General features: G+C 60.3%; 16 protein-coding genes. 5 read left to right on the top strand and 11 right to left on the bottom strand.

The window, feature by feature from the left end:
• Window positions 1-26 precede the first annotated feature (26 nt).
• The 3 genes from CYA_RS14295 to CYA_RS12585 form a co-directional block, all read right to left on the bottom strand.
• Window positions 27-569, bottom strand: coding sequence for an FHA domain-containing protein (locus CYA_RS14295; protein WP_011431471.1), 543 nt, complete (start codon window positions 567-569; stop codon window positions 27-29).
• 540 nt (window positions 570-1,109) lie between these two features.
• Complete coding sequence (locus tag CYA_RS12590) at window positions 1,110-1,580, bottom strand: hypothetical protein (protein WP_011431470.1); 471 nt, start codon at window positions 1,578-1,580, stop codon at window positions 1,110-1,112.
• A 174-nt stretch (window positions 1,581-1,754) separates the two neighbouring features.
• The gene (locus CYA_RS12585) at window positions 1,755-2,966 is read right to left on the bottom strand and encodes an acetate kinase (RefSeq protein ID WP_011431469.1); all 1,212 of its coding nucleotides are present in this window, start codon (window positions 2,964-2,966) and stop codon (window positions 1,755-1,757) included.
• A 102-nt stretch (window positions 2,967-3,068) separates the two neighbouring features.
• Here CYA_RS12585 and CYA_RS15500 point away from each other — a divergent pair, with 102 nt between their 5' ends.
• From CYA_RS15500 to CYA_RS15485, 4 genes are all read left to right on the top strand, one after another.
• The gene (locus CYA_RS15500; RefSeq protein ID WP_228375363.1) at window positions 3,069-3,392 is read left to right on the top strand and encodes a hypothetical protein; all 324 of its coding nucleotides are present in this window, start codon (window positions 3,069-3,071) and stop codon (window positions 3,390-3,392) included.
• A 206-nt stretch (window positions 3,393-3,598) separates the two neighbouring features.
• Complete coding sequence (locus CYA_RS15495; RefSeq protein ID WP_228375362.1) at window positions 3,599-3,991, top strand: transposase; 393 nt, start codon at window positions 3,599-3,601, stop codon at window positions 3,989-3,991.
• Complete coding sequence (locus CYA_RS15490; RefSeq protein ID WP_228375361.1) at window positions 3,966-4,124, top strand: hypothetical protein; 159 nt, start codon at window positions 3,966-3,968, stop codon at window positions 4,122-4,124. Before CYA_RS15495 ends, CYA_RS15490 begins: the two co-directional genes overlap by 26 nt.
• 30 nt (window positions 4,125-4,154) lie before the next feature.
• Window positions 4,155-4,520, top strand: a complete 366-nt coding sequence (locus CYA_RS15485; RefSeq protein ID WP_228375360.1) for a transposase — start codon at window positions 4,155-4,157, stop codon at window positions 4,518-4,520.
• A gap of 57 nt (window positions 4,521-4,577) precedes the next feature.
• Here the strand turns inward: CYA_RS15485 and trmFO are convergent, their stop codons facing one another.
• The 4 genes from trmFO to CYA_RS12565 all read right to left on the bottom strand — a co-directional run bounded on the left by trmFO (window position 4,578) and on the right by CYA_RS12565 (window position 9,205).
• Complete coding sequence (gene trmFO / locus CYA_RS12575) at window positions 4,578-5,933, bottom strand: FADH(2)-oxidizing methylenetetrahydrofolate--tRNA-(uracil(54)-C(5))-methyltransferase TrmFO (protein ID WP_011431468.1); 1,356 nt, start codon at window positions 5,931-5,933, stop codon at window positions 4,578-4,580.
• A gap of 73 nt (window positions 5,934-6,006) precedes the next feature.
• Window positions 6,007-7,254 (bottom strand): RNA-guided endonuclease InsQ/TnpB family protein, encoded by a 1,248-nt coding sequence (locus tag CYA_RS12570; RefSeq protein WP_148203216.1) that lies wholly within the window; start codon window positions 7,252-7,254, stop codon window positions 6,007-6,009.
• Window positions 7,142-7,759: an IS607-like element ISSoc2 family transposase gene (locus CYA_RS14290; protein ID WP_011431466.1), complete on the bottom strand. Its 618-nt coding sequence runs from the start codon at window positions 7,757-7,759 to the stop codon at window positions 7,142-7,144. Before CYA_RS14290 ends, CYA_RS12570 begins: the two co-directional genes overlap by 113 nt.
• A gap of 267 nt (window positions 7,760-8,026) precedes the next feature.
• A complete protein-coding gene (locus tag CYA_RS12565; protein WP_011431465.1) occupies window positions 8,027-9,205 on the bottom strand; it encodes a TRC40/GET3/ArsA family transport-energizing ATPase in 1,179 nt (392 codons plus the stop codon).
• Window positions 9,206-9,368: 163 nt separating this feature from the next.
• Between CYA_RS12565 and psbQ the strand changes: the two genes are divergently transcribed.
• Window positions 9,369-9,767 carry a photosystem II protein PsbQ gene (gene psbQ, locus CYA_RS12560; protein WP_011431464.1) on the top strand — a complete coding sequence of 133 codons (399 nt, stop codon included), beginning with the start codon at window positions 9,369-9,371 and terminating at the stop codon, window positions 9,765-9,767.
• Window positions 9,768-9,783: 16 nt separating this feature from the next.
• Here psbQ and coaD read toward each other — a convergent pair whose 3' ends face one another.
• The 4 genes from coaD to CYA_RS12540 form a co-directional block, all read right to left on the bottom strand.
• Window positions 9,784-10,263, bottom strand: coding sequence for a pantetheine-phosphate adenylyltransferase (coaD, locus tag CYA_RS12555; RefSeq protein ID WP_011431463.1), 480 nt, complete (start codon window positions 10,261-10,263; stop codon window positions 9,784-9,786).
• Between the two features lie 22 nt (window positions 10,264-10,285).
• Complete coding sequence (gene cutA / locus CYA_RS12550) at window positions 10,286-10,621, bottom strand: divalent-cation tolerance protein CutA (RefSeq protein WP_011431462.1); 336 nt, start codon at window positions 10,619-10,621, stop codon at window positions 10,286-10,288.
• A 71-nt stretch (window positions 10,622-10,692) separates the two neighbouring features.
• Window positions 10,693-11,703, bottom strand: a complete 1,011-nt coding sequence (gene galE / locus CYA_RS12545; RefSeq protein ID WP_011431461.1) for a UDP-glucose 4-epimerase GalE — start codon at window positions 11,701-11,703, stop codon at window positions 10,693-10,695.
• Between the two features lie 68 nt (window positions 11,704-11,771).
• Window positions 11,772-13,259, bottom strand: a complete 1,488-nt coding sequence (locus CYA_RS12540; protein ID WP_011431460.1) for a cobyric acid synthase — start codon at window positions 13,257-13,259, stop codon at window positions 11,772-11,774.
• Window positions 13,260-13,322: the final 63 nt, after the last annotated feature.

Genomic DNA, 13,322 nt, shown 5'->3' with positions numbered 1-13,322 from the left:
TAAGAAGAATAGAAAGGGTTGGTCCTCTAGAGAGGAGGTTGTGGGGCTTTGCCAGCTTCTGGAGGAGGGATCACCAAGGTAGCGCTCAAGACCAAATGTCCACAGTAGGGACAATTCTGACCCTGATATTCTGGGGGCAGGTAGTGAGGGTTTTCCAGGCGGCTGCACTTAACCTTGAGGGCGTCCAAAGTGCCGCGGCTGAGGGGAACCCCCTGATTCTTCCTGGCCACTTCTATAGACTTCACCCTCAGCACAATGTGCCCCAACTGAATTTGGCTATTGGCCTCAAGCGCAAGCTCTTCCTGAATTATTTTTCGGCCATTCACCCAGACGGGGTTGGGCTGCTTAGGAGGCAAACGATCCCGAGTTAAGTTGCGAATGTGAAAGTTTAAGGTTTTGGGATCAAAATAAAGCCCGGCGTGAACTCCTGAGACCGAGCGAGTTGGGTCATTGAGCACCACATCACAGCTCGGATCCCGTCCAATGGTAACCAGCTTGGAGGGAACAGGCGAAACCGTTTGCGATCGGCGCCGGTCGGCCTCGGTCCATTCTAAAGTGAGTTGACACACGATCCCATTCTCCACAGTTCAGTGCCTCCATTCCCTGTGATCGGCTTCAGCATATCGAAAGGTCAGCTTGGGAAAAGCAGAAGATGTCTTTTTCGTCAAAATTGTTATCTTTTGTTATCTTTTTGGATAACTGTAGCCTATTCCCCCGACCAAAGGCTTGCGCTGATCCGGATCACCTGAGTTGGGATCTCCGAGTTACATTCCTGCTGGAGACCGTGCCCAAACGCTCCGCGCCGCTTCCGCGACCACCCTCAGCTCCTCTTCCAGAGGGAGAGGGGAGCCAGACGGAAAGGTTTCATTCATGATGTTTAGACCATGATGTTTAGAGTGACTACATACTCGACTTTATCCCCACCCGATTTGAAGCAACAAAACTCGATCTCCTCAGGAACGGCGAGGCCGTTCAAGTTTGACCGAGGTGGCCTGATCCCTTGGCCGGAAGCCTCAGAAATCCACCTGAGAGATAGGGCCTAGAGTGAGTTTTGAGTTTCTGGGGATCCTGCAAGACTAGTATCCTCTGTGTCTTTATCCAAACCGTTTTCAAAGCACTCCGGTAAATGGGAAACTGCCGCTGCCCAGCCGCTCCTGCCGATCGAACACACTGATGGTGAGCTGATGGGATCCCGTCTGGGTGACGGTAAAGCGGCTCTGGGGCAGGGTAAGCCCTGTTACGGTACAGGCGGTGGCTCCAACGAAGCAGCCGGGCAATTGGGAAGCGTCGAAAGCCCCTAGGGTTACAAAGTTGCCCAGGGGAGTGGTGACGGCAGCCAAGAAAGCGTTGGATCCGCGGATCCCGGCAGGAGCCTCGACGCGGAAGGAGACGACAAAGGTGGGGGTTTGCCCTACGGGGACGGTGCGGGGCGAGAGATCGGTGATGGTGAGAGAAGGAGGAGGGAGGGGCGTCGGCAGGGGCAGGGGGCTGCTGCTGGTCGTCTCCCCGCATCCCGCCAAAACGACGCCCAGGAGCCACAGCAGGGGGATCCGTCTGTTCAGGAGTTGGGCAGGCTGCATAGGTTTCCGTTACCTTCAAATGAGCTGGGTTGCAAGTCTTCTCTTGGCAGAAAGGGAGGGTTCCTCCTATCCTCCCCTGCCCAGGGCTTTGGCTCCATTGTGGCGGGAGGGTCTCGACGGAGCCAGTCCTTGGAAAGGAGAAAACCTGGCTAGAAGCAGCCTGAGCTCCTTCGCCTATTCCTCTTGCAGGAGCTTTTGGCAGGCATTGGCAATGGCCCAGTCTTCCTGGGCTGAGATGACCAACACCCGCACCGGAGCATCAGAGGTGCTGATGTCGCAGTTGCGCGGGGATCCGGCGTTGAGAACTGGGTCGATCTGGATCCCCAAAAAGCCTAGGTTGGCACAGGCTGCGGCCCGTACCGGCGCCGCGTTTTCCCCGATGCCGCCGGAGAAGACCAAAGCATCCAGCCGATCCAGGCTCATGAGCATGGCCCCAATCTGGCTGCGCAGGCGGTGGATGAAGAGGTTAAAGGCCAGCTCGGCGCGGGCATGGCCTGCCTGCATGGCTTCCAGGATCACTCGCATGTCGCTGCTGAGGCCGGACACGCCCTGCAAGCCCGATTCCCGGTTCAAGATCCGATCCAGCTCCTCCACGTCCATGCCCCGGCGCAACTGGTGGATGAGGATCCCCGGATCCACCGAGCCGGAGCGGGATCCCATCATCAGGCCCTCCAGGGGGGTGTAGCCCATGGTGGTGTCGACGCTGTGGCCCCCGCGAATGGCCGCCAGAGAACAGCCATTGCCCAGGTGGCAGGTGATGAGCTGCAGCTCTTCCAGGGGCCGCCCCAGGATCTCAGCGGCGCGGCGGGCGCAGTGCTCGTGGTTGATGCCGTGGAAGCCGTAGCGGCGGATCCCTTGCTCGGCCCAGGCGTAGGGAAGAGGATAGAGGGCGGCTGCCGCAGGCATCTGCTGGTGAAAAGCGGTGTCGAAGACAGCCACCTGCGGGATCCCAGGCAACAGTTGGCGCAGGAGGCGAATGCCCTCAAGAGCAGGGGGATTGTGAGCCGGTGCCAGGGGGCTTAGTTGCTCGATGGCCTGTTCCACCTCGGGCGTAATCAAGGTGGGCTGGCGATAGAGGGATCCCCCATGCACCACCCGGTGGCCAATGGCCTTGATCTCAGCCGCTGTGGCCAACGGGGATCCCTCCCCCTGCCAGAGGCTTTGAAAGAGAGAAGCCAAACCGCTAATGCCGGAGGGAGAGGAAAGGGCGGGAAAAGGCTCCCAGGGACCGCCCTGCCGCCGGACTTGAATCAGGGCCTGGTCGGGCTGGTAGGCAAAGTCCACCTGCGCCTGCCAAAGGGGGGTGGTCTCCACCGTACTCTCAACGGTTGCAAAGAGAGAGGATTTAAGGCTGCTGGAGCCAGCGTTGAGGACCAGGATGGGCACGGGACCCTCCTTCTACCAAAAAGTGCCGTAAGGCCCCGCCTTTGAAGGTGGGGATGTAAGGCGCAGCATTTTATCCAAGGTTTCCCCTGATAAACTAGCATCATGCGCGTCAAAGCGCTCCGCGCCGCTAAAGCGAGGGAAGCCAAGCTCCTTCATGGAGTGCCAGCCCAGTACCAAGCTTTGGATGAAGCCATCCGCACAGCGCAGTGTGTGCGCAACAAATGCCTGCACTATTGGATGGACAATCAAAGCGTGGGCAAGAAGGAGCTGTACGCTCTTTGCAAGCATCTGGCCCAGGAGTTTGAGTTTGCTGCCAAGCTCAACTCAACAGCCAGGCAAGCCAGTGCAGAGGGAGCTTGGGCAGCCATCTCCAACTTCTACCGCCGTTGTCGTGATGGTGAGAAGAAGAAGGGCTACCCCCAGTGAGCGCTCCGCGCCGCTTCGCGAGCAAAAAGAACTGCCGCCCGGTGGAGTACAAGCAATCTGGGTGGAAGTTGTCGGCAGATGGAATGTCCATCACCTAAGGCCTACGGCCTGCTAACGCGAACACCGATGGCAACCAGGCTGGCACCTTTGCCCTGTACTGCAACGGGGAGGCCAGGAAACTCATCCTCAGCTCCAAAATCAACCGGGTGCGGGTTATCCGACGAGCAGATGGGTACTACGCCCAGTTCTGCCTTGACCTTGAGCGCAGGGAAAAGAGCCAGTACACCGGCAACGTGATCGGCCTTGACTTAGGGCTGGAGCACTTCTACACCGACCAACACGGCAACAAGGTCAGTTGCCCTAAGTTTCTGCGCCGTGCTGAACGTAGACTCAAAAAACACCAAAGGAGGTTGAGTCGCCGGTTTAGAAAGGGCATTCAGAAACAGTCCAAGAACTATCTCAAGCAGAAACAACGTCTTGGCAAGCTGCACCTCAAGGTTCAACGCCAGCGTAGAGACTGGGCAATCAAATTTGCCCGGTGCGTGGTGTTCGCCTTCGGCGGCGCGGAGCGCTTTGTCTCACGACATCGTGGTGTATGAGGACTTGCAGGTGCAGAACTTGGTCAAGAACCATCATCTGGCCAAGTCGTTCGCGTTAGCGGTGCGGAGCACTTTCCAGGATGCCGCAGGGAGCATTTTCACCGGGTGGCTGGACTACTACGGCAAGGTGTAAGGACTACGTCCCGCTTACGCGATTGGCAAGGTGGCGATTGCCGTGCCGCCGGAGTACACCACCCAGGAGTGTTCAAGGTGCGGCTACCTGGTGAAGAAGACTTTATCCACTCGCACACACCGATGCCCGCGTTGCGGTCTGGTGCTGTGTCGCGACCACAACGCCGCTCTCAACATCTTGCGCCGAGGTCTAGAACTCTTAGGCATGGTGTGGAACGGTACCTCAGGGCAAAGCGCTCCCCGCCGCTGGCGCGAGGAGGGAACCGCCCCGCAAGGGGGAACGCTTGGGGAGGGTGGCACCGCTGCCATGAAGGGGCAACCTGACATGGTAAGTGCGCTCGTGGAACCAAGAACGAGAATCCTCGGCCTACGGCCCGCTGTCGCGAATGCCCTTTAGGGCGGGGAGTATGTCAATCCAGGCTAGCCAGCCGTTTGCGCTTGGAGGGTAAGGAACTCAGGCAGTTTGCGCCTGGCGCACCAGGCCTGTGGCCGCCAGAGCAGCCAAGGCGCGATCCCGGTAGCGGGCGTAGCGCTCTTGTTTGCTGCGAACTTTTTGCCCCTCCAGCTCCGGCAGGAGGCCAAAATTGGCCGGCATGGGCTGGAAGTGCTTGGGATCGGCGCTGCTGATGAACTGGAATAGGGATCCCATCATCGTCTCCGGCGGCAGCGTGATCAAAGGCAGCCCCAGGGCCAGGCGGGCGGCGTTCTGTCCGGCCAGCCACCCTCCTGCCACGGCACAGGCGTAGCCTTCGGTGCCCACCAACTGGCCGGCAGCCAACAGCGTTGGCCGGCGGCGAAATTGCAACGTAGGCAACAGAAGCTGCGGCGAATTCAAAAAGGTGTTGCGGTGCATCACGCCAAAGCGGACAAACTCCGCCGCCTCCAGGCCAGGGATGAGGCGAAAGACCCGCTGCTGTTCTCCCCACTTCAGATTGGTCTGAAAGCCCACCAGGTTCCACAGCTTGCCTGCTCGGTCCTCCTGGCGTAGCTGCACCACCGCATAGGGCCGGGATCCCGTGCGCGGATCCACCAGCCCCACCGGCTTCAGGGGCCCAAAGCGGAGAGTATCTTTGCCGCGGCGGGCCATTTCTTCAATGGGCAGGCAGCCCTCGAAAAACTTGCGCTCCTCCTTTTCAAAGTCTTTGAGGGGCACCTGCTCGGCCTCCACCAGCGCCTGGCAGAAGCGCTCGTACTCCGCCTCGGTCATGGGGCAGTTGAGGTAGGCCGCTTCCCCCTTGTCGTAGCGGGAAGCCTGAAACACCACCGCCCGGTTGAGGGAATCCCCGGTAACAATGGGGCTGGAAGCGTCAAAAAAGCTCAGGTATTCCAGGCCCGTAAAAGCTTGCAGCGCCTTAGCTAAGGGCTCGCTGGTCAGCGGGCCCGTGCAGAGGACGGCTATCCCTTCCGGGATCCCGGTCACCTCCTCCCGGCGCAGGGTGATGAGGGGATGGTTGGCGATGGCTTCCGTTAGGGCCTGGCTAAAGCGGGCCCGATCCACGGCCAGGGCTCCCCCTGCCGGCACGGCGTGGCGATCGGCGGTGGCGATGACCAGGGATCCCAGTTGGCGCAGCTCTTCCTTGAGCAGGCCTGCCGCCCGGTCGCTGGCTAGGGCCCCGAAGGAATTGCTGCACACCAGCTCTCCCAGTTGATCCGTGTGGTGGGCCGGGCTCTGCCGCACAGGGCGCATCTCCGACAGGATGACGGGCACCCCCAACTGGGCAATCTGCCAGGCGGCTTCTGTCCCCGCCAGCCCCCCACCCACCACATGGATGGGAGCTAGGGTCTCTGCTCGGCTCATGGAATGGGGCATCATGACCTCCCGCAACAGTCCTCAGGAAGCGAAAAAGGGGCCCTCGCTGGGCCAGAAGAGCAACCTGATACATTTACGCTGAACACTGCTGAGCATTACTGCTCAGCGGTGAAGCGATAGCATTCTGTCCGTTTCCGTTGTCACTACGCGATGCTGACGCGACCGCGTTAGCGGGACGGAGTCCAAACAGAAAGGCGGTATCCCGCAAAGCCCTGAGCATAACACCCAGAGCGCCTTGCCAATCTCGTGGTAGCCTATGGTTGCACTTTGGGCATCGAAACACCTTTGCGCCACCCAACTTAGTGTGGATGTGCCCGCACTTGGTACAGGTTTTGCTGGTGTACGCTTCCGATACTTCCACGACAACCACGTTTTTCTTCTTGGCTTGAAACTTCAGGAGCTGCTTGAACCGATAGTGCGCCCAGGTGAGCATCGCCCTTGCTGTCTTGCTACCAAACTTCCTCCCTGCCTTGGCAACCATCTTGGCTGACTCGAAAGTGGGGAGGAATATCAATCGGTAGTTATCCGTTAGGAACGCCGCTACCTTGCGATGGCACTCGTCCACCAAGTTCCTGATTCTCTCCCGCAGACGAAACGCCGCTTGCCGCATTCGCCTACGCTTGGGTCGCGGTGCTTTACTCAGCCTAGATTGCAGATCGTCTAGGTGGTAGCACAGCCGAACGATCCTGCCAAAGTCTCCCTTGGCGATATCTACAAAGCCCGCCCCATCAAACCCTGTAAGGAAGCTTCTTACTCCAGGATCAAGTGCGATCACCCCCTTTGCTAACGAACACTGCTCGTTCACGGGCTCAGGGAAGATGGCATACCATCTGTCTTTCACCCGCATTAGCTCAGTTCCACGTGCCCATTCTCTGGGCATCTCCTCGGATGCACGGAACGCCAAACCTCGGGTGAGTTTCGGATACCACGTCCCATTGCGAAAGTTGCCGGCGTTGAATTGCAGCGTATGCGACCTGTCCCGCACACTGCGAAACCTCGCGTCTTTGCTTCGGCGAAACGCCAACCACGCCTCGACGACCGCGTTCTGCTTGATGTGACAAGGGACGTCCTTCACCCACTGAGGTAAATCGGAGCGCAGGATGATGTCCCGCAGCTTTCTGGCCGTTTTTGGGGCACCATGCTGACGCTGATAGGCAATCGCTTGGTTGTAGCAGTACCGGCACGCCGCTTGCCACCGCTTCCAGACTTTAGCCAGCGCTGGCTCCGGATAAATCCGTATCTTTCTCGATTGCAGCCCGGTATTTTCTGAGTCCGTAGAGCCGACTGCTGAAGCAGTGCAGGATGGTGAGGATATCCTCAACCAGTTCCTGCTGGGGAGAAAGGTGATCGTCATCGAGAACCAAGATTTCGCACCCGTATTGACGGCAGTACCACTCAACGAACTCAAATCCAAACCGGCAGAGTCGATCCCGGTGAGCGACCACAATTGTTCCGACATCTCCCGCACGAACTCGTTCCAATAAGGCAAGGAACTTTGGCCTTTTGAAGTTGAGACCGCCGCCAACCTCTCCGACCACTTCGGCTCCAGGATAGAGGTCAACCAGTCTTGCAATCTGTCTCTCCAAGTCTGGTTTCTGCCCTCGACTGCTGACTCGGGCGTACAAAACGACTCGTTTGTCCTTCTTGGGCGCTCTGTTCGCGTCAGCGGGCCGGAGGCCAATGTAGCTGTCAAGGTCATACCTTCTCGCCCTACCGGATGGTGTACGTACTGCATGGATCCAGCCCTTCTGTTCCCATCGCCTCAAGGTGTGGAGACACACCCCAAAATAATCCGCCGCTTCTCTCGGTTTTACATATCTAGCCATACCAAGCAGCCATTCAGCATGGCTCAAGCTGGACGGTGTAGGGCAAGCGGTTGGAGAATAGGCCCCACCGATGGAGGCCAACCAGGCTGCTGCCCAACTCCTTGCCCGAAGAGGGCTACAGCTAGATGAAGGCGCTTCCCCACCCCTCCGTGGGCTCTCTTCCAGCCAGAGTTCCTCCCGTCCTGCAAATATGCCCACTCTCGACCAGGAACAACTCCAACAAGCCTACTTTTTGGCAAACGGCAAGCAGGACACTGCCCTGCGGCTTCAGGCGGCAAAATGGATGCGCAGGTAATCTTCCTCCATCTTGGCACGGGCCGGCTTCATGGCGGCCAGGGTCTGGGGCAACACCAGGTTGCGGCGGTGGTTGCCAATGCGGATGTTGAGCTCGTCGCCAGTTTTGCTCAGCTCCACCTGCTCTTTTGGGATCCCGGGCAAGTACAGATCCAGGCGGTACTGGCCGTTGTCGCTAGCCACGTTCATCGTCTGCTCGGCGTAGAACACCTCCGCCGGGTTGCGATCCCCCCAGAGATCCTTTTTCAGGCGGGCCAGGGCGTCCCACCCCACCAGCTCCTCTGGGTAAAGCGGGATCTCCACCACCGGCAGGGGGGCAAAGTTCTCGTGGATCTCCTGGCGATATTTCTGCTGGGCGGCCTTCCAGGCGGCAAAGTAGGGATCCACCACCCCTTCCGGCAAAATGCGGTTGGCAATCACCAAATCGGTGGCGACGCCGTAGAGGCTGAGGTAGGCATGGGCCCGCAGCGACTCCTTGATCACCATCTTTTCGGGGTTGGTGACTAGGCGCACCGAGGTGATGCGGTTGTCGGTGAGGATGCGCTCCAGCCGCTCGATCTTCTGGTAGAACTCGTAGGGGGCATCCAGCACCTGGTCATCCGGCAGGGGGATCCCGGTTAGCCCTTTTACAATCGGCTCGGCAATGGGGCGCAGCACCCGCGCCAACCCCTGCAAAGGTTTGTAGAACTTGCGCATGTACCAGCCGGAAACATCGGGCAGGCTCAAAAGGCGCAAGGCCGTACCGGTGGGAGCCGAGTCGATAATCAGCACATCAAACTTGCCCTCGTCGTAGTGGCGGTTGACCCGCACCAGGGCGAAGATCTCGTCCATCCCCGGCAGCACCGCCAGCTCCTGGGCCTGCACGCCATCCAGCCCGCGGGCCTGCAACACCTGCGTGATGTAGGCCTTGACGGATCCCCAGTTCAGTTCCAGCTCCTGCAGGGCGTCTAGCTCTGCTCCCCAGAGGTTGGGCTTGACCTCCACCGGCTCGTGGCCCAGGGGCCGGTCGAAACTGTCGGCCAAGGAGTGGGCCGGATCCGTGCTCAACACCAGGGTCTTCAGGCCGAGCTCGGCACAACGCCAGCCGGTTGCTGCCGCCATCGAGGTCTTGCCGACCCCACCTTTGCCGGTCATGAGGATGATGCGTTGCATGGGAGCGCTCTTTACGTTCTTTTACAGCTCTAGGCTAACCGATTTGCCCCTCTGCCCACAGCGGCCTGGAGGGCAGTTACCAGGTACACTATTGATTGCCTATGGCTGGCCAAGGAAGTAACGGCCAGAAAGCAAGCCTGTGAAGGCGGATGGGAGGTGTAAGATGATGCGTCGTTGGCCCAATCTGCTGCTGATTGCCATCCTCACATTGGGTCTGTGGCTGGGATCCCTTCCTGTCCAGGCGGCTGCCGCCTTGCCCCGAGAGCTACAGCAGCTAGAGCAACACGTAGAGCGGCTGCAGAGCCTGGTGGACGCTGAGGATTGGCTGGAGATCCGCTCCTACATTCACGGGCCGATGGGCCTGACCCGCAAGACCCTAACCAGCCTGGCAAACACCTTGCCCCAGCAGCAAAAGCGGGAGATGCTGCGCTTGGCCAAGGAAATGGGCCGCAGCTTGGAAGAACTGGACTTTGCCGCCAAAGCCTACGACCAACCAGAGGTGGAAGCTGCCCAGGCCAAGGTGAGAAAGACGTTGCAAGAGCTCAGGGCCCTGTTTTCGTAGTTGGGGACAGAGCGGATCAAGTTAAGGGGAAACGCTCCCGCAGATCTTGAGCCACCGGCGGGGGTACCAGGTGGTCAATGGGGCCGCCTAGCTTGGCCACTTCCTTAACTAAGCTGCTACTGACAAAGCTGTGCTCGCTGGCAGTCGCAAGGAAAAGGGTTTCCAACTCAGGAGCCAGGAGCTTGTTGGTGTGGGCCATCTGCAGCTCGACATCAAAGTCAGATAGCACCCGCAAGCCGCGCACAATGACTCTTGCCCCTCGCTGGCGGGCGTAGGCCACCGTCAGGCCGGAAAAGGTGTCGACCTCAACGTTTTTTAGGTGGGCAACAGAGAGGAGGATCTGGGCTTGCCGCTGCTCAGGAGTAAACAGAGGCGTTTTGTTGGGGTTTTTCAGGACTGCAACGATGACTTTGGAAAACAGACGGCTGGCCCGCTCGATGATGTCGAGGTGCCCAAAGGTGATGGGGTCGAAGCTGCCGGGGTAGAGGGCAATCATGCTAGAGAGGGTACCGCTCTTCTTAGCCTACCTGCTCTCGGGCCCACGCCAGATAGGTAGCGCTTACCTGAGCAGCCGGCAGAGCCAGGATCTCCGGCTCCTGGTAGGGGTGGAGCTCCCGCAGCCGCGGTTCCAGGCGGGGATAAGCCCTGCTGGGCAACTTAAGCAGCAGCAAGTATTCTTTCTCTGTCTGCAGGGATCCCTGCCAGCGGTAGTAGGAGGTGATCGGCGGCAGCACCTGGGCACAGGCCACATAGCGCTCGGCCACCAGAGTGTGTGCCAAACGATGGGCGTCGGCTTCGGATCCCACGGTGGTCATGACAACCGCCAGGGTATCGGGGGCGGTCTTTTCCTCCATCGGAAGCAAGCTCTAGGCGTCGACCTCCCCTGATCGTACCGCTGGATCCTCGGATCGCCATCCCAGTTGGGTCAAGCCCCCCGGAGCGGCGGTGTGGCCTTGGCAAAATAGGGCCGCCTTTGGTGCCAGCGCCAAGCTGTCTGCAGGATCTCGGCCAAGTCGGCATAGCGGGGCTGCCAGTTGAGATCCCGCTGGATGGCCGTGGCATCGCCCACCAAGCAGGGGGGATCCCCCGGTCGACGGGCTCCAACTTGCACCGGGATCTGTCTTCCAGTTACCGCTGCTGCCGTGGCGATCACCTCCTGAACAGAGAAGCCCTGGCCATTGCCCAGGTTGTAGGCTGCCTGCACAGGCTGGCCAGACGCCAGCGCTTCTAAGGCCAACACATGGGCCTGCGCCAGGTCGGCGACATGGATGTAGTCGCGGATACAGGTGCCATCGAGGGTGTCGTAGTCGTCGCCAAAAACAGTGATGTGGGGGCGTTGGCCGGCGGCGACTTCCAGCACCAGGGGGATGAGGTGGGTTTCGGGGTCGTGGGCTTCGCCGATTTCTCCGTCGGGATCGGCGCCGGCGGCGTTGAAGTAGCGCAGGCTGATAAACCGGATCCCGTGGGCGGTCTGGAAGTCCCGCAGCATCTGCTCCACCACCAGCTTGCTCTGGCCGTAGGGGTTGATGGGGCGCTGGGGGTGGGTTTCCGGGATCGGGATCTGCTCCGGCACGCCGTAGGTGGCACAGGTGCTGGAGAAGACAAGGTAGGGGATCCCGTGATCCCGCATGGCCTCCAGCAAGGTCAGGGATCCGGCCACGTTGTTGCGGTAGTATTTGCCCGGATCCTTGACCGACTCGCCCACGTAGGCATAGGCGGCAAAGTGAATCACCCCTTCGGGCCGATACTGCCGAATGACCTGATCCAGCCGCTGGCGGTCGGCAATGTCGCCGATTTCCAAAGGCCCCCAGCGAACGGCCCAAGGGTGGCCGTAAACCAGGTTGTCGTAGGCAATTGGCAGGTGGCCGTGGGCTGCCAGGGCCTTACAGGTGTGGCTGCCGATATAGCCCGCGCCGCCGGTAACCAGAAGCCGCATAGGTCAGGGGGAAGGAAATTCCTGTCTAGAATACAGCTACTCTTGCAGACCTTGGCAATGGCCCCGCCCTATTCCAAAAGCTGCTGCCACTCGAGATGAGGCCGCCAAGCTTCTGCCAGGCAATCCAGCAGTTCTTCCCGCTGCTGGGCGTAGTGGCCCTCCAGCTCTGGCAAGGGATCCCAGCCTTTTTGGCGGCGCAGCTCGTTTAGCCAGTGGCGCCGCCAGCGGTGGTTGTCGAAGAGGCCGTGCAGATAGCTGCCCCAGACCCGGCCTGTGGGATCCCGCCAGCCCAGGCCTTCTTGCTCGAAGATCGGCAGGCAGCCAGCGGGATCGGCCTGGGTGGATCCCTGATGGATTTCGTACCCCTGGACGGGAGCGGGGGCGGGCCAGCGGCTTTGCGTCTGCACCTGCTGGGTAACCTTGGTGGGTTGCAAGACAGTAGTCAGCGGCAGGAAGCCCAGCCCGGGGTAGGTGCCGGCAACTCCCTCTAGGCCGGCGGGATCGGCGATGGTTTGCCCCAACATCTGCAGCCCGCCGCAGATGCCGACGATGTGGCCGGAATAGAGGCGCAGTTGGTCGGCCAGGCCGGTCTTTTGCAATGCCAACAGATCCTTGAGGGTGGTTTTGCTGCCGGGCAGGATGACCACATCGGGGGATCCCAGGCTCTGGCCGGGGTGAACCCAGCGCAGATGGACGCTGGGCTCGGCCAGCAAGGGGTCGAAATCGGAAAAATTGGCCACCTGGGGCAGGCGGATCACGGCAATCTCCAGGCAGCTCCCCCGCCCGGCACGTTCGCGGCGATTTTCCCAGAGTTGAGGGCCCGCCTCAAGGCCCATCGAATCCTCTTGCGGCAGCACCCAATCCAGCCAGGGCAGAACTCCGACCACTGGGATCCCGGTGTAGTTCTCCAGCCAATCCAGGCCGGGCTGCAGCAGCTCCCGTGCGCCGCGAAACTTGTTGATAACAATGCCGCGAATCAGGGCCCGCTCGGCCGGCTCCAGCAACTGCAGGGTGCCCACCACATGGGCCAGCGCCCCACCCCGGTCGATGTCCGCCACCAGCCAGGTGGGAGATCCCAGATGCAAAGCCACCCGCGTGTTGGCCAGATCCCGGTGTTTGAGGTTTACCTCCGCCGGGCTGCCTGCCCCCTCGCAGATAATCCACTCGTACTGCTGTTGCAAGCGGGCCAGGGCCGTTTTCACCGCCTCCCAGGCCGGCGCAAACCAGCGCTCGTAGTACTCGCCGGCGCGACAGGTATCTACTGCCACGCCGTTGAGGACGACCTGGGAAGTCAGGTTGCCCTGCGGCTTGAGCAAAATCGGGTTCATCTCCACCGCGGGCGGGATCCCGGCGGCCCAAGCCTGCAGAGCCTGCGCATAGGCAATCTCATGGCCCTCCGGGGTGACGTAGGCATTCAGCGACATGTTCTGGGCCTTGAAAGGGGCAACCTTCTTCCCCGCCTTTTTGAGAAGGCGACAGAGGGCAGCTACCAAAAGGGTTTTGCCCACGTGGGAAGAAGTCCCCACGACCATCAAGGATCGGCAAGCACTGCTCATTCGGCTCCCTTTCCCTCCCAGGCCGATTGTCCACCCTCTCCCCTAAGCCGACTGCGCTAGGTT

Origin of the sequence: Synechococcus sp. JA-3-3Ab, from assembly GCF_000013205.1 — a bacterium.
GTDB lineage: Bacteria > Cyanobacteriota > Cyanobacteriia > Thermostichales > Thermostichaceae > Thermostichus.
This window is presented reverse-complemented; position numbering and strand designations above follow the sequence as displayed.